Origin of the sequence: Streptomyces sp. DSM 41931 (genome assembly GCF_050271085.1) — a bacterium.
GTDB classification, from domain to species: Bacteria; Actinomycetota; Actinomycetes; order Streptomycetales; family Streptomycetaceae; genus Streptomyces; species Streptomyces albogriseolus.
In genome coordinates, this window is sequence record NZ_CP189902.1 from 999,857 (window position 1) to 1,019,432 (window position 19,576).

Sequence of the window (19,576 nt, forward strand, 5' to 3'; positions counted from 1 at the left end):
TGGATCCCCCCGGGCGACGTCGTCCACCTTGCCACCGGAAACGGCGGATTCCGCCGAGAGGTTGCTCACACGCGGCGGGCCCCGGTGGCGGCCGGGGCCCGCCGCGCGCGCCGGTTCAGCGCACGCCCACCGCCGCGAGCGCCTTGCGCTGGCGGGGGGTCGGGCGGGCCGGGAAGTACAGGTAGCAGACGCCGCCGGTGCCGGAGACGACCTTCCCGGAGGCGTTGTACCGCTTGGTGCGGAGCCAGATGTTCTCCCATTCGCGCCGCTGGTAGACGCGGCGCACGGCCTCGTTGTCGTCCGAGGCGGGGTCGTTGGCGATCACGTCGCCGTCGGCGGTGAAGCCGATCACGGTCATCAGGTGCCCTGAGGTGCCGTAGCCCGCACCCGTCAGCTCCTCCTTCAGGAACGACTGGGAGGTGATGGCCGGGATGCCCGCCGCGATCAGCGTCTCCAGGTCGGTGAGCGACCGCAGCCGGGTGACCACGCCCTGGAGGCCGGGGAAGGTGGCCGCGTAGGCGGCGTTGAACGGCCAGTTGCCGCACCCGGCGTACTGGTAGTCGTAGGTGTGGCGGGCCGCGTGGCAGATCTGCGGGTCGGCGTACGCCGGGTCGACCCAGGAGAGCTGCTCCTCGCTGAGCCGGCCGCCCCAGTACTCGATGATCATCTGCGAGGAGGTGGGGCTGCACCAGGCCTCGCCGCCGTTGTCGTACTCCGGGTACTGGCCCTTGTGGATCTCCTGCGAGTAGCGCGGGACGAGCAGTTCCTTGGCGAGCCCGGGCGCCGACGCGGGGACGGTGAACCGGTCGGGGACGTCGGACCCCATCACGCCGAGCCGCCACACGGTCGGGGTGAGGCGGGTGCCGGGGCGGCGGTACAGGGTGAGACGCAGCCGGACCGAGGCGAGGCGCAGCCCCGAGGCGGCGTCGTCGACGGCGAACGTGTCCGTCCAGACGCTGCTCCTGCCGTCGCCCTGGTCGTCGACGGAGGTGCGCCGGATGTCGGCGTCGCCGGCCGCCCAGCGGCCCATCACGTACCAGGGGGTGTCCGTGCCGTCGGAGTACGCGCCCTTCAGCTCGATCTGGATCCAGGTGCCCTCGGGGGTGTGCGCGTTCCAGGAGGCGATCGCCTCGGTGGAGGGGACCGCGAGGCGGTGGACGGGCGAGGTCCAGGTCGCGTACTCCCAGGCGGCCGTGCGGCCGGTGTGCGGGTCGGTGTAGTCCGTGGTGCCCGCCGCGTCGGCGATCACCAGGCCGGGGCGGAGGCCGGCCACGGCGCGGGTGCCGGCGGCGGTGCCGGAGCGCCAGTCGGTGTACGTGGTCCAGGCATGGTGGTCGACGGTGCGGGCGGCGGCCCGCCCGGGCGCCGCGGGCCGGGTGGCGCCGGTGGTCGGGACGGCCGCGGACGCCGTCGCCGCGCTCCCGGCGACGGTGGCGACGACCGCCGCGGTCAGAAGGGTTCTGCGGGACGGCAGTTCGGCTCTGCTCATGGGTGGGGGACCCCCAGGTGTCGGAGTCGGGACAAGACCGGTGCACGGCCGCCGGACGGTGTGCGTCCGGCGGATGGAGCGGGTGTGCGCCCCACTATGAACGCAGCCGGGCGGGTCCTGCCAGCATCCGGGCCGCGCGGCGCCGGCCAACATGGGACTCGACCAATGGCGGAAGCGCCGCAGGTGGCGGCGGCCCCGCCCGCGGCGGCCGGCATCCCGGGCGGGCGGACCCTGACGCCCTCCGGGGCCTAGAGTGCTCCCGTCCGCCCTCCCCCACAGCCCTGGGAACCAGCCATTCACACGCTCGCCTCCCGCATCCGCCGGCTTCCTCCCTCGTGCGGCCCGGTGCGGCTCGTCGCCGTCGACGGGCACGCCGGGTCCGGGAAGTCGACGTTCGCCGGGCTGCTGGCCGACCGGCTCGGCGCGGCCCCGGTGCTGCACCTCGACGACATCGCCCGCCACGACGAGCTGTTCGACTGGACCGCGCGGCTGCACGACGAGGTGATCGGCCCGCTCTCCCGCGGCGCGACCGCGCACTACGCTCCCTACGACTGGCGCGCCCGCCGCCCCGGACCCCCGCTGCCGCTGCCCGCCGCGCCGGTGGTGCTGATCGAGGGCGTCGGCGCGGGACGCGCGGCGCTGCGCCCGTATCTGGCGCTGCTGCTGTGGATGGACGTGCCGCGTGAGGAGTCCTGGGCGCGGGGGCGGGCGCGGGACGGCGAGGAGCAGCGGGAGTTCTGGGACGGCTGGGAGCGGGCGGAGCGCGCGCACTTCGCGGACGATCCCTCGCGCCCCTTCGCGCACCTGCTGGTACGGCAGCGAGAGCAGGGGTACGAGGTGGTTTCCGGGCCTGCCGGGACAGGTGAGGCACCATCCACCCTTACGGACGGTGACGAGTCGTAGGCGATGTGGTGATCCTGTGAAGAGCGGGTCCCGGACAAGTTGCCGCAGTCCCCCAACTCGGCTTGACCGAGGGCCCGTACAGGTCTTACGTTCTCAATGTGCGGCCCTTCGGGAGCCGTCGGCAGACACGAAGCCCCCGGTTGTTCCCCCGTGACCGGGGGCTTCGTTCTGCCCTTTTCACGCTTTCCGGGCGCGCAGCGGCATATGACGATCACCCTCGGTGAGGATCACCTTCCGCGCCCCTCCCACGCGCCCCCCTTCCTCCTCCGTTCCACCTGCTCCGCACCCTGCGGACGCGGGGCCCCCGCAGGTACGATGCCCTCGGTGCGACCGGCGACGAAGCTTCGCGCACCTTGCAACTCCGGTCCGCGGCACAGCGGTTCGGCCACAGGGCGCCGGCGGCCGAAGGGCCGGCCGGCACACCGACGGGGGCACGGTTTGTGGGGGACGTGATGGACTTCGGCACGCAGGGCCCGCAGGCCCCGGCCGACCTCGCCTGGCTGCGAGGCGTGGACGCCTACACGATGGGCGCCTATCCGCAGGCGGAGGAGGAGTTCCGGACCGCCGTACGGATCGACCCGGGGATGGCGGACGGCTGGCTCGGACTGCACGCGCTGCGCGTCGACACGACGACCGCGCTGCTGCGGATGTTCCGCCACCGCGACCGCTTCGGCGAACAGCGCACCCGGCACCACCGCACCCTCAACTCCTGGTACTGGCTGGGCTGGTGGGTGCAGCCCGTCCTCGAGACCCCGCGCGACCTGCTGCTCGCCCACGCCTCGCACTGGCTGGACGGCCGGCACGTCCCCGAGCTGGACCGCGCGCTCGCCGGACTGCCCCCGGTGGACACCGACCCGCAGGTGCGCTTCCTGCACGCCTGCCGCGCCTATCTCGTCAAGGACTGGGAGCAGCTGGTCCGGCACACCGACCCGCTCGTGGACGACCCGCTGCTGGGCATCGAGGCGGGCCTGTTCGGCGGCATGGCCCGGGTGCGCCTCGAGATGTACGGGCAGGCGGAGCCGCTGCTGTCGGCGGCGCTGATGCGGTGCCGCAGCGAGCAGCCGCAGCGCAAGGAGCTGCGTTACTGGCTGGCCCGCGCCCGCGAGGGCACGGGCCGCAGCGCCGCCGCGCTCCCCCTGTACCGGGCCGTGCACCGGGTCGATCCGGCCTTCATGGACACCTCCGCCCGGCTCGCGGCGATCGCCGAGGGGGACGGCTACGACGACTGCGCCGACCTCGCCGCGATCACCCTGACCGGCACCGGGCAGGAGACCGTCGACGGCCAGGACACGCTGGACCCGCTCTTCGGGACGGAGGGGCGCGACCTGAGGCTGTCCGACCCGGACCCCGCCCCTCCCCCGATGCCGTCGTTCGGCGGGTCCGGGGCGCGTGAACGCTCCGGCGGCCCCGGCCCGGTGCTGCCCCCGGGGCCCACCGATGCGGCGCTGCTGGAGGAGGCGCTCGCGGAGCTGGAGCGCATGGTGGGTCTGGAACCGGTGAAGCGCCAGGTCAAAGCCCTGTCCGCGCAGTTGAACATGGCGCGGCTGCGGGCCGGGCAGGGGCTGCCGGTGCAGCCGCCGAAACGGCACTTCGTCTTCTCCGGCCCCTCCGGCACGGGCAAGACCACGGTCGCCCGGATCCTGGGCCGGGTCTTCTACGCCCTCGGACTGCTCGGCGGCGACCACCTGGTGGAGGCGCAGCGGGCGGACCTGGTGGGCGAGTACCTGGGGCAGACGGCGGTGAAGGCCAACGAGCTGATCGACTCCGCGCTCGGCGGGGTGCTCTTCGTCGACGAGGCGTACTCCCTGTCGAACTCGGGGTACGGCAAGGGCGACGCGTACGGCGACGAGGCGCTGCAGGTGCTGCTGAAGCGGGCGGAGGACAACCGCGACCACCTGGTGGTGATCCTCGCCGGCTACCCGGAGGGCATGGACCGGCTGCTGGCCGCGAACCCCGGGCTGTCGTCCCGGTTCACCACCCGCGTCGACTTCCCCTCGTACCGGCCGCTGGAGCTGACCAGGATCGGCGAGGTGCTGGCCGCGGAGAACGGCGACGAGTGGGACGAGGAGGCCCTGGACGAGCTGCGCTCCATCGCCGGGCACGTGGTGGACCAGGGGTGGATCGACGAGCTGGGCAACGGGCGGTTCCTGCGCACCCTGTACGAGAAGAGCTGCGCCTACCGCGACCTGCGGCTGTCGGCCTACCCGGGGCCGCTGTCCCGGGACGACCTGGCGACCCTGCGGCTGCCGGACCTGATGCAGGCGTACGGGGAGGTGCTGTCGGGGCGGGGCCCGTCGGACCCGTCGGGGCCCTAGGACCCCGACGGGCATGCCGGCATGGGGCCGCGGTCAGGTGGCCAGCGCCTCCTCCGGAGCCCCGCTCGCCCGCTGCGGGGTGAGCGTGACCTCCCGGTGGGCGGGGTCCCGCACCTCGCCCACGAGCATCTCCAGCACGTCCTCCAGGGCGACCAGCCCCAGCACCTTGCCGGACGCGTCCGACACCTGCGCCAGATGGGTCGCCGCGCGGCGCATCACCGTGAGGGCGTCGTCCAGCGGCAGTTCGGGGCGCAGGGTGGTCATCGGACGCCACAGCTGCTGCGGGACGGCCCGGTCGGCGTCCTCCAGGTCCAGGACGTCCTTGACGTGCAGATAGCCCATGAAGGCGCCGCCCTCGGCGGCCACCGGGAAGCGGGAGTACCCGGTGCGTGCGGTCAGCTCCACGATCTGCCCCGGAGTGACCGCCGGGGTGACCGTCACCAGGGACTCGCGGCGCAGCAGGACGTCCGTCACCGGGCGCGAGCCCAGCTCCAGTGCGTCCTCCAGGCGCTCCGCCTCCTCCGGGTCGAGAAGGCCGGCCTGGCCGGCGTCCTCCACCAGCCGGTTGAGCTGCTCGCTGGTGAAGACGGCCTCCACCTCGTCCTTGGGCTCCACGCGGAAGAGCCGCAGGACGCCCTGGGCGCAGGCGCCGAGGGCGACGGTGACCGGCTTGCACAGGCGGGCGAACCACACCAGGCCCGGGCTGAGCCACAGGGCCGCCTTCCCGGGCGCGGCCATCGCCAGGTTCTTCGGGACCATTTCGCCGATGACGAGGTGGAAGAAGACCACGGCGGCGAGCGCGATGACGTAGCCGAGCGGGTGGATCACCCCGTGCGGCAGGTGCATCCACGCGAACACCGGCTCGAGCAGCCGGGCGACGGTCGGTTCGGCGACCGCGCCCAGGGTGAGCGAGCAGACGGTGATGCCGAACTGGGCGGCCGCCATCATCTGCGGCAGATGCTCCAGGCCGTACAGCACCTGGCGGGCGCGGGCGGTGCCGAGCGGCTCGATCTGGCTGCGGCGGACCGACACCAGGGCGAACTCGGCGCCGACGAAGAAGCCGTTGGCGAGCACGAGCAGTGCGGCGAACAGCAGTTGCAGGACGCTCATCCGGCGGCCTCCGCGAGAGGGACCCGGGCCGTGCGGACCAGGCGGACGCGTTCCGCGCGGTAGTGGCCGACCCGGCGCACCGACAGCCGCCAGCCCGGCAGTTCCGTGCGGTCCCCCACGGCCGGAATGCGGCCGAGCAGATCGGCGACCAGGCCGGCCACCGTCTCGTAGGGGCCCTCGGGGACCTCCAGTCCTATGCGGCGCAGGAGGTCGACCCGGGCGCCGCCGTCGACGTCCCAGGCCGGGTTGCCGTCCTCCGGCGGGGCCGGGGCGAGTTCGGGCACGTCCTGTCCGTCGTGCTCGTCGCGCACCTCGCCGACGATCTCCTCGACGATGTCCTCCAGGGTGACGACGCCGGCGGTGCCGCCGTACTCGTCGACGACGACCGCGATGGGCTGCTCGCTGCGCAGCCGGGTGAGCAGCGGGCGCACCGGCAGCGTCTCGGGGACCAGCAGCGCCGGGCGGGCGATGCGGGCGACCGGGGTGCGCAGCCGTTCGTGCGCGGGGACCGCCAGGGCGTCCTTGAGGTGGACCATGCCGGCGATCTCGTCGATCCGCTCCCGGTACACGGGGAAGCGGGACAGGCCGGTGGCGCGGGTGAGGTTGACCACGTCCTCGGCGGTCGCGGACGCCTGGAGGGCGCTGACCCGCACGCGCGGGGTCATGACGTGCTGGGCGGTCAGCTCGCCCAGGGACAGGGTGCGGACGAAGAGGTCCGCCGTGTCCTGCTCCAGGGCGCCCGCGCGGGCCGAGTGCCGGGCCAGGGAGACCAGTTCGCCGGGGGTGCGGGCGGAGGCGAGCTCGTCGGCGGGCTCGATGCCCATGGCCCGCACCAGCCGGTTGGCCACGGCGTTCAGTCCGGCGATGACCGGGCGGAACAGGCGGGCGAAGGCGTGCTGCGGGCCGGCGACGAAGCGCGCGACCTGCATCGGCCGGGACACCGCCCAGTTCTTCGGCACGAGTTCGCCGATCACCATCTGCACCGCGGACGCGAGCAGCATGCCGATCACCACGGACACGCCGGAGACCGCGCCCTCGGGTATGCCGGCGCCGGTGAGCGGGCCGTCCAGCAGCTGGGCCAGGGCCGGTTCGGCGAGCATGCCGACCACCAGGGAGGTGATGGTGATGCCGAGCTGGGTGCCGGAGAGCTGGAAGGACAGTTCGCGCAGGGACGCGACGACCCGGCGGGCGCGCCGGTCGCCGGCCGCGGCGGCCTCCTCGGCGTCGGCCCGTTCGACGGTGACCAGGCCGAACTCGGCGGCCACGAAGAAGCCGTTGGCGAGAATCAGCAGGAAGGCGGCTGCGAGAAGCAGCAGAGGGGTGCTCATGATGCCGCCGCCTCCGCATGCGCGCGCACCGGGCGGTGGGCGCTATGTCGGCAGGGGGCGGCGCAGGTACTGCAGGACGATCCGTCCATCGCCGGAGAGGGTCACTCCTCGGATAGCTGGGGCCCCTCGGCGCACCGGGCGGGGCGGCAGGGGCGGAGGCGTTGTCGGCGCGCCTCCGCCCAACAGATTAATCAAGACAGGGGCGACTGCGGCAGGTCCGTTCTCCCCGCGGGACGGTGCCGGACGGCTCCGGGTCAGTCGCGGGGCGCCTCGGCCCCGGGTGCGGAGTGCGCCTCGGCGAGGGCCCGCAGGGCGCGGGCGTCGGCGACCGCACGCTGCCGGGCGATGCCCGGCTGGATGCCGAGCGCGGGCAGGCTGGTGCCGTCGCTGAGGTCGAGGAACACCCAGGGATCACCCGAGCGGAGGTTCACCTGAAGGATCTCCGCCCACTCCAGACGGCGCCGGTTCACGATGTTGACGACCGTGACGCCCGCCTCGTCGGCGACGATCTTCGGCCGGGCCAGCAGGAACAGCACACCGGCCAGCAGCGCGGCGGTGAACACGAAGCTGATCCGCTCGCCCGGGCCGAGCCCGCCGAGGAGCAGGCCGATCAGACTGACCACGACGAAGAGCGCGACGCCCGCGGTAAGCAGCACGGCGCGGGTGCGGCTGGGCCGGAAGGTGACGGGCAGCTCGGGGAGCTGGGTGCCGGACATGGTGGCTCTCCCTGCCCCGTCAGAGGCGGCAGGCGTGGATCGCCGTGGTGAGGATGGCGCGGGCCCCGATGTCGTACAGGTCGTCCATGATGCGCTGCGCCTCCTTGGAGGGGACCATCGCCCGGACGGCGACCCAGCCCTCGTTGTGCAGCGGGGAGACGGTCGGGGACTCGAGGCCGGGGGTCAGCGCGACGGCCTTCTCCAGCTGCTCGACCCGGCAGTCGTAGTCCATCATCACGTACGTGCGGGCAACCAGGACGCCCTGGAGGCGGCGCAGGAACTGCTGCACCTTGGGGTCCTCGCCGTCCGTGCCGGTGCGCCGGATCACCACGGCCTCGGACGTCATGATCGGCTCGCCGACGACCTCGAGGCCGGCGTTGCGCAGGGAGGTGCCGGTCTCGACGACGTCCGCGATGACCTGGGCGACGCCGAGCTGGATGGCGGTCTCGACCGCGCCGTCGAGGTGGACGACGGAGGCGTCGATGCCGTGTTCCGCGAGGTGCGCGGCGACGATGCCCTCGTAGGAGGTGGCGACGGTCTTGCCGGCGAGATCGGCGGGGCCGGTGATCGTGCCGGGCTTGGCGGCGTAGCGGAAGGTGGAGCGGGCGAAGCCGAGCGGCAGGATCTCCTCGGCGTCGGCGCCGGAGTCGATCAGCAGGTCGCGGCCGGTGATGCCGATGTCCAGCTGCCCGGAGGCGACGTAGATCGCGATGTCGCGGGGGCGGAGGTAGAAGAACTCGACCTCGTTGACCGGGTCGACGATCCGCAGCTCCTTGGACTCCCTGCGCTGCTGGTAGCCGGCCTCATGCAGCATCTCCGCCGCAGGTCCTGACAGGGAACCCTTGTTGGGGACGGCGATGCGCAGCATGAGGTCGGCTTCCTTTGCGTGGAGGGGTGGGGTGGAGCGGGGTTGCTTACAGGTGGGCGTAGACGTCGTCGAGGGAGATGCCGCGGGCGACCATCATCACCTGGACGTGGTAGAGCAGCTGCGAGATCTCCTCGGCGGCCGCCTCCTTGCCCTCGTACTCGGCGGCCATCCAGACCTCGGCGGCCTCCTCGACGACCTTCTTGCCGATGGCATGGACGCCCTTGTCCACCAGTTCGGCGGTGCGGGAGGTGGCGGGGTCCCCGTGGGCGGCCTTGTGCTGGAGCTCGGTGAAGAGCTCCTCGAACGTCTTCTTGGACATGGTGGTCCTTACCCTACGCGGTGACGGGGACTGCTCACCGCCAGGGTTCGGACACCGAGCGCAGGCAGGCGGCGGTGGCGACGGCCGCGGTGACCGCCTCGTGCCCCTTGTCCTCGCGGGAGCCGGGCAGTCCGGCGCGGTCGAGGGCCTGCTGTTCGTCGTCGCATGTGAGCAGTCCGAAGCCGACGGGGACGCCGGTGTCGACGGACACCTGGGTGAGCCCCTGGGTGACGCCCTGGCACACGTAGTCGAAGTGGGGCGTGCCGCCGCGGATGACGACGCCGAGGGCGACGATCGCGTCGTAGCCCCGGCCGGCCAGGACCTTGGCGACGACGGGCAGTTCCCAGCTACCGGGGACCCTCAGCAGGGTCGGCTCGTCGATGCCCAGGTCGTGCAGGGCGCGCAGGGCGCCGTCCACCAGTCCGTCCATCACCTTCTCGTGCCACTGTGCCGCGATGACGGCGACCCGCAGATCACCCACGTTGCGTACCGTCAGCTCCGGTGCACCCTTGCCGCTCACGTCTCTCCTCGTGGTTCTTGTTACTGGTTGCCGCAGGCGGGCACGGTCGGCGTGTCCAGCCAGGGCAGGTCGTGGCCCATCCGGTCCCGCTTGGTGCGCAGGTAGCGGAGGTTGTGCTCGCTCGCGGTGACGGGCATCGGCTCGCGCCGGGCGACGTCGATGCCGTGGCGGGCGAGCGCGTCGGACTTGTCGGGGTTGTTGGTCATCAGGCGGACGCTGCGCACGCCGAGGTCGGCGAGGATCTGCGCGCCGGCCGCGTAGTCGCGGGCGTCGGCGGGCAGGCCGAGTTCGAGGTTGGCGTCGAGGGTGTCGCGTCCGCGCTCCTGCAGTTCGTAGGCGCGCAGCTTGGACATCAGGCCGATGCCGCGCCCCTCGTGGCCGCGCAGGTAGACGACGACGCCCCGGCCCTCGGCCTGGATGCGGTCCAGGGAGGCGTCGAGCTGGGGGCCGCAGTCGCAGCGCTGGGAGCCGAAGACGTCGCCGGTGAGGCATTCGGAGTGCATGCGGACGAGGACGTCCGCGCCGTCGCCGAGGTCGCCGTGCACCAGGGCGACGTGCTCGACGCCGTCGACGGTGGAGCGGAAGCCGTACGCGGTGAAGGTGCCGTGGGCGGTGGGGAGCCGGACCTCGGCCTCGCGGCGGACGGTGGGCTCGCTGCTGCGCCGGTAGGCGATCAGGTCCTCGATGGAGATGATCGACAGGCCGTGCTTGCGGGCGAAGGGAACCAGCTCGGGCAGCCGCAGCATGCGGCCGTCCTCACCGGCGATCTCCACGATGGCGCCGGCCGGGCGCAGTCCCGCGAGGCGGGCCAGGTCGACGGCGGCCTCGGTGTGGCCGTCGCGCTCGAGCACGCCGCCGGGGCGGGCGCGCAGCGGGAAGATGTGGCCGGGGCGGACGAAGTCGTCCGGCGCCGCGGTGCCGCCGGCCAGCAGCCGGAGGGTGGTGGCCCGGTCGGAGGCGGAGATGCCGGTGGTCACGCCGTGGGCGGCGGAGGCGTCGACGGTGACGGTGAACGCGGTCCGCATGGACTCGGTGTTCTGCGCCACCATCTGCGGGATCTCCAGCCGGTCGAGCTCCTCGCCCGTCATCGGCGCGCAGATCATGCCGCGGCACTCGGTCATCATGAAGGCGACGATCTCCTCGGTCGCCTTCTCGGCGGCGACGATCAGGTCGCCCTCGTTCTCCCGGTTCTCGTCGTCGACGACCACCACGGGGCGGCCGGCGGCGATGTCGGCGATCGCCCGCTCGACGGGGTCGAGTTGGAGGCCGAGGTCCTCGGTGTCGTACAGGATCGGCGGGATCGAGGGGGTGGCGCGCAGCGCCTCGTTCGGGGCGGTGGCGGGTGACGGGCGGGCAGTCATGCCGGCGCTCCTTCCAGTGCGGGCCGCGCGTCGCGGGAGCGCAGCCACCAGTCGCGCATGCCCCACAGGACGAGTGCGCCGTAGATGACGTAGACGAAGCCGGAGAAGGCGAAGCCATTGGCGAAGTTCAGCGGGACGCCGACGAGGTCGACGAGCAGCCAGGCGAACCAGAACTCGACCATGCCGCGGGCCTGGGCGTACATCGCGACGATCGTGCCGACGAAGATGTAGGCGTCCGGCCAGGGGTCCCAGGACAACGACGGGTAGGCGGTGAAGAGTCCGCCGACGGCGAGGGTGCCGAGGGCGGCCCCGGCGAGCAGCACGCCCCGCTCGCGCCAGGTGGCGAACCGGACGGCGACGGAGCCGTCCCGCGCCTGCTGCCGGCCGCGGTTCCACTGCCGGAAGCCCCAGACGGCGACGAGCATGACGACGACCTGCTTGCCGGCGCTGCCGGAGAGGTGGGCGGTGGCGAACGCCGTGAACAGGATGAGCCCGGAGAGGAACTGGGCAGGCCAGGTCCACAGGGAGCGGCGCCAGCCGAGGGCGAGGCCGATCAGGCCGATCACGTTGCCGATCATGTCGGCCCACTTGATGTGCTGGCCGAACAGGGTGAAGGCCTCGGAGTTGAGCCAGTTCACCGGGTGGCCCCCTCACCGGCGACGCGGTCGCCGAGCATCCGCTCGACGTACTTGGCGATGACGTCCACCTCGAGGTTGACCGGGTCCCCGGGCTTCTTGATGCCGAGGGTGGTCAGGGCGAGGGTGGTGGGGATGAGGCTGACGGTGAAGTGGTCGCGCCCGGCGTCGACGACGGTGAGGCTGATGCCGTCGACGGTGATGGAGCCCTTCTCCACGACGTAGCGGCTGAGCTCCGCGGGGAGGGAGATCTTGACGATCTCCCAGTGCTCGGACGGGGTGCGGTCGAGGATCTCGCCGGTGCCGTCGACGTGACCCTGGACGATGTGGCCGCCGAGGCGGTCGCCGACGGCGGTGGGCCGCTCGAGGTTGACGCGGGAGCCGACGGCGAGGGCGCCGAGGCTGGAGCGGTTCAGGGTCTCCGCCATGACGTCGGCGGTGAACTCGTCGCCCTCGTGCTCCACGACGGTGAGGCACACGCCGTTGACGGCGATGGAGTCGCCGTGTTTCGCGCCCTGTGTGACCACGGGGCCGCGCAGGCGGAAGCGACAGGCGTCGTCGAGGGTCTCGACGGCGGTGACCTCGCCCAGCTCTTCGACGATTCCGGTGAACACTTCCCGGGTCCTCCTGCCTCTTCGGGCACGGACTCCGGGGCTGTCGATGACGACAGGATCACGAGCGAGGACACCGGGGGCGACGCCGGACAGGGCCCGCCCGAAAGGCGAACCGGTACGGCGGCGCGCATGGATGCCCGCCCGCCGCGCACTGCCTCCCATCCGGACTTTAACCGTCGGTCCAGGAATTTCACCTGGTCAACCGGTCGCTGGAGGCGACCGGGTCGCGGACTGTAACCGCCGGTTCGGACTTTCACCGACCCCGGAGTGCGCTGCTACTGGTACAGGCCCAGTGTGCCACGGCCGCGACTCGGCCACGCAGGTGAGGTGTGTGGAGTGGGTCACAGCGGGCGACCTAGAAGCAACCGAGGGTCGCACGATGCACAACTGCCGCGAGTGTGCGCCCCCTTGGCGCCCCCTCCCGCACCCGGCGAGTGGTCCATACCTATTGACCGGAGTGGTCTAGTCCTCTTAGGGTCCGAGCCATCTCCGCGGAGTGCCGGCCGGACCAGGGGTCCGCCGCGCTCCCCTCCCCGACCGGCCCGGCGGCGGTGACGACGGCCCTTGCCCGCCGCCGGGCCTCACCACACGCGCGGATGCGCCCGGCGCCCGGCCCGGCGAAGCTGGACCCCTTACGGCGCCACGCGCACACCCCCAGGGCGCCGGTGTCCGAAGGGACTCGAGCAGCATGACCACGATCCTGGTGACCGGCGGTACCGGAACCCTCGGCCGGCCCGTCGTCGAACGGCTGCGGGCGGACGGCCACGAGGTGCGGGTGCTCAGCCGGCACACCCCGCCCTACGCCGTCGACCTGCGCGAGGGCGGCAGCGGACTGGACCGGGCCCTCGACGGCACGGGCACGGTCGTGCACTGCGCCACCTCGGCGCGGGGCGGCGACGAACAGGCCGCGCGGAACCTGATCGCGGCCGCGCGGCGGGCCGGGGCGCAGCACCTGGTCTACATCTCGATCGTCGGCGTGGACCGGGTGCCGTTCCCCTACTACCGCACCAAGCTGGCGGTGGAGCGGCAGATCGAGGACTCCGGGACGGGCTGGACGGTGCTGCGCGCCACCCAGTTCCACGACCTGCTGTTCCGGTTGTTCCAGGGCCTGTCGAAGTCGCCGGTGATGCCGCTGCCCGCCCGGGTGAAGGACCAGCCGGTGGAGGTCAGGGAGGTCGCGGACCGCCTGGCCGGACTGGCACAGGGCGCGCCCGCCGGCCGCGCCGACGACCTGGCCGGCCCCGAGATCCGCACGCTCCCCTCCCTGGCCCGCGCGTACCTGGATGCGGCGGGCCGCCGCCGCGCGCTGGTGAAGGTCCCGCTGCGCGGAGCGGCGTACGAGGCGTTCCGCGCGGGCGGCCACCTCGCCCCGGAACGGGCGGTCGGGACCCGCACGTTCGAGGAGTTCCTGGCGGAGCGGTTCGCCGCGAGGGCGGGGCGCCGGTAGGGGTACGGACGGTCGCCCGCCCCGCCGGGCCGGGCGTCTTGGCGAGGGGACCGCCTCGTCCGGCACCGGGCAGGCCGCAGGCCGCCGCCCGGCCGGGGCCTGCCCGTGCGACCTGCCGCGTCCGGGCCGTCCCGGCATCGAGCGGGGGCAGGCCGCACGCTCGTCCGGCCCCTCACCGAACGGATCGCGGAGAACGCGGCCCGCCGGCAGCCACCCGGCCGGAGGGACGCCTCGCAGGACGCGACACGCACGCCCCTTCCGGTGTCGCCGGCGGGCGTCCCGCTCAGTGCTCCGGCACGCCGAAGAGTTCGTCCTGGGCGTGGTCGCGTGCCGTGAGGAGGGCGCCGCGGAGGACCGCTCCTCCGCCCAGGGTGCTGGGGCGTACCTCGACGGGGAGGGGGGACATCGCGGTCAGGCGGTCGTGGACGCGGGCCGCCAGTGCCTCGCCGCCCGCCTGGCCGATCTCGCCGCCCAGGACCACGCACCCGGGGTCCAGCAGCGCGACCACGGAGGCGACGCCGACGGCGACGCGGTCGGCCAGGACGTCGAGGAAACGCGTGTGCGCCGTGCTCCCGTGCGCGGACACGGCCGCCCGCACCGCACCCGCCGCCTCCGGACCGGCCCCGGGCTCCGGCGCGACGCCGCACTCGGCCGCGAGCTGTGCGACCGCCGCAGCGCCGGCCAGGGAGTGGAAGCCGCCCGCGCAGTCGGTGGCCGAGGGCAGGCCCCGGGTGCCCGGGACGGGGAGGAAGCCGATCTCGCCGGTGCCGCCCGAGGCGCCCCGGCGCAACGTGCCGTCGAGGATCACCGCGGCGCCGGTGCCGTGGCCCAGCCACAGCAGCACGAAGGTGTCCCGGTCACGGGCGGCCCCGTCGCGCTGCTCGGCGAGTGCGGCGAGGTTGGTCTCGTTCTCCACGCTGACCCGGGCCTCGGGCAGCCGTTCCTGGAGCACCGCGACCAGGCGCCGGTGCCACTGCGGCAGGCCGGTGGAGTCGCGGAGTTCGCCGGTCGCGGGGTCGATCAGGCCGGGCGCGCCGATGCCCACCGTGTGCAGCCGGTCGGCGCCGGCCTCCTTGGCCGTCCGCTCGACGAGGGCGACGGCCTGCTCGACGGCGGGGCCGGTGCCGGTGTCGTCGGCGATGGGCAGGGACGCCTCGGCCAGCACTCCGCCGACGAGGTCGGACACGACCAGGGCGACGCCCTCGGTGCGCACGTCCAGGGCGGCGAGGTGCGCGCGGCCGGCGACGATGCCGTAGAGCCGGGCGTTGGGGCCGCGCCGCTGGGCGCGGGCCTCGCCGGCGACCTCGATCAGGCCGGCCGCGGTGAGGCGTTCGACGAGGTCGGCGACGGTGGGCCGGGAGAGTCCGGTGAGTTCCTTCAACCGCCCGGCGGTGAGCGGGCCCTCCTGCTGGAGCAGGCGCAGGGCGAGCCGGTCGTTGATGGCTCGGGCGGTGCTCGGGGATGCGGCCATGCCGGGATCCTTCCAGATCGGCGGGCCCGGCCGGCGGGCGCCGTGTCCGGGGACGGCCCGTTTCTTTCAGGCAGGGTTCCTGATAGTTTACGGCGGCGCACACGAAGCGGGGACGCGTACGACAGCGGTGGATCAGGGAGGGGCGGGTCGATGAGTGCGGTGGTTCATACGCAACACGAGGTGAGGCGGGCACGGTACGCCGTGGCCGCGGTGTTCGCCGTGCACGGCGCGGTCACCGGTTCGTTCGCGACCCGGGTCCCCTGGATCCAGGACCACGCGGGGGTCAGCGCGGGCCAGCTGGGCCTGGCGCTCGCCTTCCCCGCACTGGGCGCGTCCCTGGCGATGCCGCTCGCGGGCGGCATCTCGCACCGCTTCGGCGCCCGCAACGCGCTGCGCGGGCTGCTCGCCCTGTGGACGCTCGCGCTGGTGCTGCCGGCCCTCGCCCCGAACCTGCTCACCCTGTGTCTGGCCCTGTTCGTCTACGGCGCCACCGCGGGCATGTCGGACGTGGCGATGAACGCCCTCGGCGTCGAGGTGGAGAACCGGCTCGACCGGTCGATCATGTCCGGCCTGCACGGCATGTGGAGCGTCGGCGCGGTCGTCGGCTCGGCGGCCGGCACGCTCGCCGCGCACCTGGGCTCGGACGCCCGGCTGCACCACGCGCTGGCGGCCGGCGTGCTGACGGTCGTGGGCTTCGCGGCCTGCGCCTGGGTGCTCGACCTGCAGCCGGCCGAGGACGAGGAGCCGCCGCCGCGGTTCGCGCTGCCGCCCCGCTCGGCGCTGCTCATCGGCGCGATCGGCTTCTGCGCGGTGTTCGCCGAGGGGGCGAGCCTGGACTGGTCGGCGGTCTATCTGCGCGACCAGCTGGAGACGTCCGCGGGCCTCGCGGCCGCCTGCACCACCGGTTTCACGCTCACCATGGCGGTCGCCCGCATCGCGGGCGACCGGGTGGTGGACCGCTACGGCGCGGTGCGCACGGTCCGCGCGAGCGGCGTGGTCGCCCTCCTCGGCGGCCTGCTGATCGTGTTCGCCCGTCACCCCGCCGTCGCCATGACCGGGTTCGCGCTGATGGGTCTGGGCATCGCGGTGGTCGTCCCGCTGTGCTTCGCCGCCGCCGGCCGCAGCGGCTCCAACCCGAGCCTGGCCATCGCGGGCGTGGCGACCATCACCTACACCTCGGGGCTGATCGCCCCCAGCGCGATCGGCATGCTGGCCCAGGCCACCAGCCTGATGGTGTCGTTCATGCTGGTGACGCTGCTGACGTGCGGCATCGCGGGCTTCGCCGGGGTGCTGCGCGCGGGCGACCGGGTGAAGGTCACGCGTCCGGACGCAGCAGTCCCCGAGCGGCGCCCCTGAACGCCTCGCTCCAGGGCGCCGGGCGCAGGGTGGTGGCGTCCAGCCGCACCAGCACCCGGCTGCCCCGGGCGTAGGTCACGGCGCCGTCCGGCGAGCAGAACCGGAAGCCGTAGGTGAGCCCGGTCGTGCCGAGCCGGTCCAGCCACAGATGGACGGCGTAGGGGCCGGGCCGCGTCACCGGGGCCTCGTAGGTGAGGCGCAGTTCCTTGACCGCGTTGCAGGCGTCGCCGGCGGCCGCCCAGTCGCCGTCGAAGGTGACGCCGTTGGCCTGCCACAGCTCGGCCCAGGCGCGCTCGACGAGCAGCGGGTAGCGGGCGTTGTGCAGCAGCCCCAGCGCGTCGAGGTCGTCGAAGTGGACGGTCACGGGGATCAGCCGGCCGTAGGAGAGGGCGGGCGCGGGCGGGGCTTCGGCGGTCACGGGCGGTGCTCCTGGGACGTACGGGATCGGTGCCGTGCGCATCGATCGACGGCGTGCCCTCATCCTAAGCGGACGCTCAGAAGCGCCCGCGTGCCCGCCCACCTGTGCGAACCACGCCTCTCCGGGCCGCACAATGGTGCGGACACGCTGGCCGCACGACGAAAGCGACAACCCATGGATCTCGGCGTCCGCTGGAAACTGCACGGAGACGGACGCACTCCGGCACCCGGGGCGGTGGTCCGTCCCGACGAGCGCCTCTCCTGGCCGCGCACCGCGGGCCTCGGCGCCCAGCACGTGGTCGCCATGTTCGGCGCGTCCTTCGTGGCGCCCGTCCTCATGGGCCTCGACCCCAACCTGGCGATCATGATGTCGGGCGTCGCGACCGTCGTCTTCCTGCTGGCCACCCGCGGCCGGGTGCCCAGCTACCTGGGCTGTTCGCTCTCCTTCGTCGGCGTCGCCGCGGTGATCCGGGCGGACGGCGGCTCCAGCGCCACGGTGACGGGCGCGGTGTTCGTGGTGGGCGCCGCGCTGTTCCTGGCGGGCCTCGCGGTGCGGCGCTTCGGCGCGCGGATCATCCACGCGGCGATGCCGCCCGTGGTGACCGGCGCGGTGGTGATGCTGATCGGCTTCAACCTGGCGCCGGTGACCGCCTCGACGTACTGGCCGCAGGACCAGTGGACCGCGCTGTTCGTGATGCTCTTCACCGGACTGGCCGTGGTCTGCCTGCGGGGCTTCTGGTCCCGCATCGCGATCTTCCTCGGCCTGATCTTCGGATACGTGCTGTCCTGGGCGCAGGACCGGATCCTCGGGCCGATCCACTCGGCCGACGCGAGCGGCAAGGTCACCGACCACTGGCGTCTGGACCTGTCCGCCGTGGGCCGGGCGGACTGGATCGGCCTGCCCGACTTCCACGGGCCGTCCTTCGAGTGGTCGGCGATCCTGGTCGCGCTGCCGGTGGTCATCGCGCTGATCGCCGAGAACGCGGGCCATGTGAAGGCGGTCGGCGAGATGACCGGCGACGACCTCGACGGCAAGCTCGGCACGGCCATCTCCGCGGACGGCGTCGGCTCCATGCTGTCCACCGCGGTCGGCGGCCCGCCCAACACCACGTACTCCGAGAACATCGGCGTGATGGCCGCGACCCGCGTCTACTCCACCGCCGCCTACTGGGCCGCCGCCGGCTTCGCCCTGCTGTTCGGCCTGTGCCCCAAGTTCGGCGCGGTCGTGGCGGCGATCCCCGGCGGTGTGCTGGGCGGCATCACCGTCATCCTGTACGGCATGATCGGCCTGCTCGGGGCGCAGATCTGGCTCAACGCCAAGGTGGACCTGCGCAATCCGCTGAACCTGGTGCCGGCCGCGGCGGGCATCATCATCGGTGTCGGCAACGTCTCCATGGAGTTCACCGACACCTTCTCGCTCAGCGGCATCGCCCTCGGCACGGTGGTCGTCATCACCGGCTACCATGCGCTGCGCGCCTTCGCGCCCGCCCATCTGAAGACGCAGAAGCCGCTGCTCGACGAGGGCACCTCCTCCTACGACACGGGCGGCTCCGAGGAGGATCAGCGCGCCAAGTCGTAGGCGTACGACGGGCTGAAGGTCCCCGGCGCGCCCTCGCAGCCGTCGGACTCGCCGGGGAGCTTGACCCACAGGTAGGCGTCGATCCGGGGCTCGCCGGTGCTGAGCGTCGGCGCGCGGCCCAGTCTGCGGCCGGCGGGGTCGCACCATGCGCCGTCGGCGGGGGCGCCGTTGCCGTTGCGGCTGGTGTCGATCACCGCGCCGAGGCCCGTCCCGCCGAGGGCGTCGAGCACGGCACGGTCGTAGGCGATCTCGTCGGCGGTGCCGTGGAAGTTGGACACGTTGCTGAAGACGCCGTCCGACGACGTGGGCGAGGCGGCCCCCGCCTGCCGCAGCAGGTCCGCCTGCTTTGCGGGCGTGTGCCAGCCGGAGTGCCCGGCGTCGTAGTAGACACGGGCGCGGGGGTTGGCCGCCTTGAACAGGCGCCCGGCGCGGGCCAGCGAGGCGAACCGCTCGGCCCGCTGCCCGGCGGACAGACAGTCGGCCTGCGCGACCGAGTCGGGCTCCAGGATCACCACGACCTCCCCGCTGCCGAGCCCGGCGGCGAACCGGTCGATCCAGTCGTCGTAGGCGTCCAGGTCCGGGGCGCCGCCCTCGGAGTGGCCGCCGCAGTCCCGCCCGGGAATCGCGTACGGCACCACGACGGGCACCCGCCCCTGGGCGGCCCCGCCGGACGTCACCGCCCTGACCCGCGCGGTGACGGTGTCCGGCGACCAGTCCGCGAACCAGACGGCCGCCGGCCGGTCGGCTATCCGCGACTCGATGACGGGCCGGCGCGGATCGCCGGGATGCGCCCGCACCCAGTCGAGCACCCGGGAGGCGGGATGCCGGTAGAGCCGCGTGGCCGCCGCCTCGACCGTCTTCCTCTTCACACGCGGCGACGCGGAAGCCGGCGCACCGGCCCGCTCGGGCCTGACGGACGGCGACGCGGACACGGTGGCCGAAGGGGAAGCCGAGGGCACGGCGGGCAGCGGCACGTACCTGGGCGACGCGGAGGGCACGGGCCGGGCCTCCGGCGCGTCCCGCCCGTCCCCGGTCGCCGAGATCACCCCGGACACGGTGCCGGCCGCGACGACGACCGAGGCCGCCGCGACCATCGCGGCCCTCCGCGCGGCACGCCGGCGTTCCGCA

General features: G+C 73.6%; 18 protein-coding genes and 1 riboswitch. Of the genes, 5 read left to right on the plus strand and 13 right to left on the minus strand.

Annotated features, from left to right (window positions below; translation table 11 throughout):
- Nucleotides 1-115: 115 nt before the first annotated feature.
- A complete protein-coding gene (locus ACP7TJ_RS04805) occupies nt 116-1,489 on the minus strand; it encodes a peptidase C39 family protein (RefSeq protein WP_427762249.1) in 1,374 nt (457 codons plus the stop codon).
- A 345-nt stretch (nt 1,490-1,834) separates the two neighbouring features.
- Between ACP7TJ_RS04805 and ACP7TJ_RS04810 the strand changes: the two genes are divergently transcribed.
- Both ACP7TJ_RS04810 and ACP7TJ_RS04815 read left to right on the plus strand, forming a co-directional pair.
- Nucleotides 1,835-2,392 carry a uridine kinase family protein gene (locus ACP7TJ_RS04810; RefSeq protein ID WP_427762251.1) on the plus strand — a complete coding sequence of 186 codons (558 nt, stop codon included), beginning with the start codon at nt 1,835-1,837 and terminating at the stop codon, nt 2,390-2,392.
- A gap of 452 nt (nt 2,393-2,844) precedes the next feature.
- Entirely contained in the window at nt 2,845-4,707 is a 1,863-nt protein-coding gene (locus ACP7TJ_RS04815; RefSeq protein WP_093768238.1) for an AAA family ATPase, read from the plus strand.
- Between the two features lie 33 nt (nt 4,708-4,740).
- Here ACP7TJ_RS04815 and ACP7TJ_RS04820 read toward each other — a convergent pair whose 3' ends face one another.
- From ACP7TJ_RS04820 to ACP7TJ_RS04860, 9 genes are all read right to left on the minus strand, one after another.
- Nucleotides 4,741-5,817, minus strand: coding sequence for a hemolysin family protein (locus tag ACP7TJ_RS04820; protein WP_093768239.1), 1,077 nt, complete (start codon nt 5,815-5,817; stop codon nt 4,741-4,743).
- A complete protein-coding gene (locus ACP7TJ_RS04825) occupies nt 5,814-7,145 on the minus strand; it encodes a hemolysin family protein (protein WP_093768240.1) in 1,332 nt (443 codons plus the stop codon). The genes ACP7TJ_RS04820 and ACP7TJ_RS04825 overlap by 4 nt, the downstream gene beginning before the upstream one ends.
- A gap of 254 nt (nt 7,146-7,399) precedes the next feature.
- Nucleotides 7,400-7,861 carry a PH domain-containing protein gene (locus ACP7TJ_RS04830; RefSeq protein ID WP_427762254.1) on the minus strand — a complete coding sequence of 154 codons (462 nt, stop codon included), beginning with the start codon at nt 7,859-7,861 and terminating at the stop codon, nt 7,400-7,402.
- A 19-nt stretch (nt 7,862-7,880) separates the two neighbouring features.
- Nucleotides 7,881-8,729, minus strand: a complete 849-nt coding sequence (hisG, locus tag ACP7TJ_RS04835) for an ATP phosphoribosyltransferase (protein ID WP_167743985.1) — start codon at nt 8,727-8,729, stop codon at nt 7,881-7,883.
- 46 nt (nt 8,730-8,775) lie between these two features.
- Nucleotides 8,776-9,048, minus strand: a complete 273-nt coding sequence (locus tag ACP7TJ_RS04840) for a phosphoribosyl-ATP diphosphatase (RefSeq protein WP_004990764.1) — start codon at nt 9,046-9,048, stop codon at nt 8,776-8,778.
- Between the two features lie 34 nt (nt 9,049-9,082).
- On the minus strand, nt 9,083-9,568 hold the full coding sequence (gene ribH / locus ACP7TJ_RS04845) for a 6,7-dimethyl-8-ribityllumazine synthase (RefSeq protein ID WP_019523710.1): 486 nt from the start codon (nt 9,566-9,568) through the stop codon (nt 9,083-9,085).
- A 20-nt stretch (nt 9,569-9,588) separates the two neighbouring features.
- Nucleotides 9,589-10,929 (minus strand): bifunctional 3,4-dihydroxy-2-butanone-4-phosphate synthase/GTP cyclohydrolase II, encoded by a 1,341-nt coding sequence (locus ACP7TJ_RS04850; protein WP_255303968.1) that lies wholly within the window; start codon nt 10,927-10,929, stop codon nt 9,589-9,591.
- Entirely contained in the window at nt 10,926-11,567 is a 642-nt protein-coding gene (locus tag ACP7TJ_RS04855; RefSeq protein ID WP_093768243.1) for a nicotinamide mononucleotide transporter family protein, read from the minus strand. The genes ACP7TJ_RS04850 and ACP7TJ_RS04855 overlap by 4 nt, the downstream gene beginning before the upstream one ends.
- Nucleotides 11,564-12,178, minus strand: coding sequence for a riboflavin synthase (locus ACP7TJ_RS04860; protein ID WP_093768244.1), 615 nt, complete (start codon nt 12,176-12,178; stop codon nt 11,564-11,566). The genes ACP7TJ_RS04855 and ACP7TJ_RS04860 overlap by 4 nt, the downstream gene beginning before the upstream one ends.
- Nucleotides 12,179-12,322: 144 nt before the next feature.
- A riboswitch (FMN riboswitch) is annotated at nt 12,323-12,453 on the minus strand.
- Nucleotides 12,454-12,866: 413 nt separating this feature from the next.
- Here ACP7TJ_RS04860 and ACP7TJ_RS04865 point away from each other — a divergent pair.
- On the plus strand, nt 12,867-13,625 hold the full coding sequence (locus tag ACP7TJ_RS04865; protein WP_266544837.1) for an SDR family oxidoreductase: 759 nt from the start codon (nt 12,867-12,869) through the stop codon (nt 13,623-13,625).
- Between the two features lie 283 nt (nt 13,626-13,908).
- On the opposite strand, the gene ACP7TJ_RS04870 is transcribed toward ACP7TJ_RS04865, so the two are convergent.
- The gene (locus tag ACP7TJ_RS04870) at nt 13,909-15,096 is read right to left on the minus strand and encodes an ROK family transcriptional regulator (RefSeq protein ID WP_403451878.1); all 1,188 of its coding nucleotides are present in this window, start codon (nt 15,094-15,096) and stop codon (nt 13,909-13,911) included.
- A 150-nt stretch (nt 15,097-15,246) separates the two neighbouring features.
- On the opposite strand from ACP7TJ_RS04870, the gene ACP7TJ_RS04875 reads away from it, so the two are divergent.
- Entirely contained in the window at nt 15,247-16,452 is a 1,206-nt protein-coding gene (locus tag ACP7TJ_RS04875; RefSeq protein ID WP_266544843.1) for an MFS transporter, read from the plus strand.
- Here ACP7TJ_RS04875 and ACP7TJ_RS04880 read toward each other — a convergent pair.
- Nucleotides 16,412-16,870 carry an acyl-CoA thioesterase gene (locus ACP7TJ_RS04880; protein WP_093768248.1) on the minus strand — a complete coding sequence of 153 codons (459 nt, stop codon included), beginning with the start codon at nt 16,868-16,870 and terminating at the stop codon, nt 16,412-16,414. The two genes, ACP7TJ_RS04875 and ACP7TJ_RS04880, sit on opposite strands and share 41 nt — an antisense overlap.
- Before the next feature lie 174 nt (nt 16,871-17,044).
- Between ACP7TJ_RS04880 and ACP7TJ_RS04885 the strand changes: the two genes are divergently transcribed.
- Nucleotides 17,045-18,448, plus strand: coding sequence for a uracil-xanthine permease family protein (locus ACP7TJ_RS04885; protein WP_093768249.1), 1,404 nt, complete (start codon nt 17,045-17,047; stop codon nt 18,446-18,448).
- On the opposite strand, the gene ACP7TJ_RS04890 is transcribed toward ACP7TJ_RS04885, so the two are convergent.
- Complete coding sequence (locus ACP7TJ_RS04890; RefSeq protein WP_367560392.1) at nt 18,430-19,542, minus strand: glycoside hydrolase family 6 protein; 1,113 nt, start codon at nt 19,540-19,542, stop codon at nt 18,430-18,432. The two genes, ACP7TJ_RS04885 and ACP7TJ_RS04890, sit on opposite strands and share 19 nt — an antisense overlap.
- Nucleotides 19,543-19,576 lie beyond the last annotated feature (34 nt).

Excerpts from the sequence above, each read along its gene's own strand:
- ACP7TJ_RS04830 (WP_427762254.1), bottom strand. The coding sequence starts at position 7,861 with ATGTCCGGCACCCAGCTCCCCGAGCTGCCCGTCACCTTCCGGCCCAGC.
- ACP7TJ_RS04850 (WP_255303968.1), bottom strand. The coding sequence starts at position 10,929 with ATGACTGCCCGCCCGTCACCCGCCACCGCCCCGAACGAGGCGCTGCGC.
- ACP7TJ_RS04875 (WP_266544843.1), top strand. The coding sequence starts at position 15,247 with ATGAGTGCGGTGGTTCATACGCAACACGAGGTGAGGCGGGCACGGTAC.
- ACP7TJ_RS04825 (WP_093768240.1), bottom strand. The coding sequence starts at position 7,145 with ATGAGCACCCCTCTGCTGCTTCTCGCAGCCGCCTTCCTGCTGATTCTC.
- ACP7TJ_RS04815 (WP_093768238.1), top strand. The coding sequence starts at position 2,845 with ATGGACTTCGGCACGCAGGGCCCGCAGGCCCCGGCCGACCTCGCCTGG.
- ACP7TJ_RS04805 (WP_427762249.1), bottom strand. The coding sequence starts at position 1,489 with ATGAGCAGAGCCGAACTGCCGTCCCGCAGAACCCTTCTGACCGCGGCG.
- ACP7TJ_RS04840 (WP_004990764.1), bottom strand. The coding sequence starts at position 9,048 with ATGTCCAAGAAGACGTTCGAGGAGCTCTTCACCGAGCTCCAGCACAAG.
- ACP7TJ_RS04870 (WP_403451878.1), bottom strand. The coding sequence starts at position 15,096 with ATGGCCGCATCCCCGAGCACCGCCCGAGCCATCAACGACCGGCTCGCC.
- ACP7TJ_RS04890 (WP_367560392.1), bottom strand. The coding sequence starts at position 19,542 with ATGGTCGCGGCGGCCTCGGTCGTCGTCGCGGCCGGCACCGTGTCCGGG.
- hisG (WP_167743985.1), bottom strand. The coding sequence starts at position 8,729 with ATGCTGCGCATCGCCGTCCCCAACAAGGGTTCCCTGTCAGGACCTGCG.
- ACP7TJ_RS04865 (WP_266544837.1), top strand. The coding sequence starts at position 12,867 with ATGACCACGATCCTGGTGACCGGCGGTACCGGAACCCTCGGCCGGCCC.
- ACP7TJ_RS04820 (WP_093768239.1), bottom strand. The coding sequence starts at position 5,817 with ATGAGCGTCCTGCAACTGCTGTTCGCCGCACTGCTCGTGCTCGCCAAC.
- ACP7TJ_RS04885 (WP_093768249.1), top strand. The coding sequence starts at position 17,045 with ATGGATCTCGGCGTCCGCTGGAAACTGCACGGAGACGGACGCACTCCG.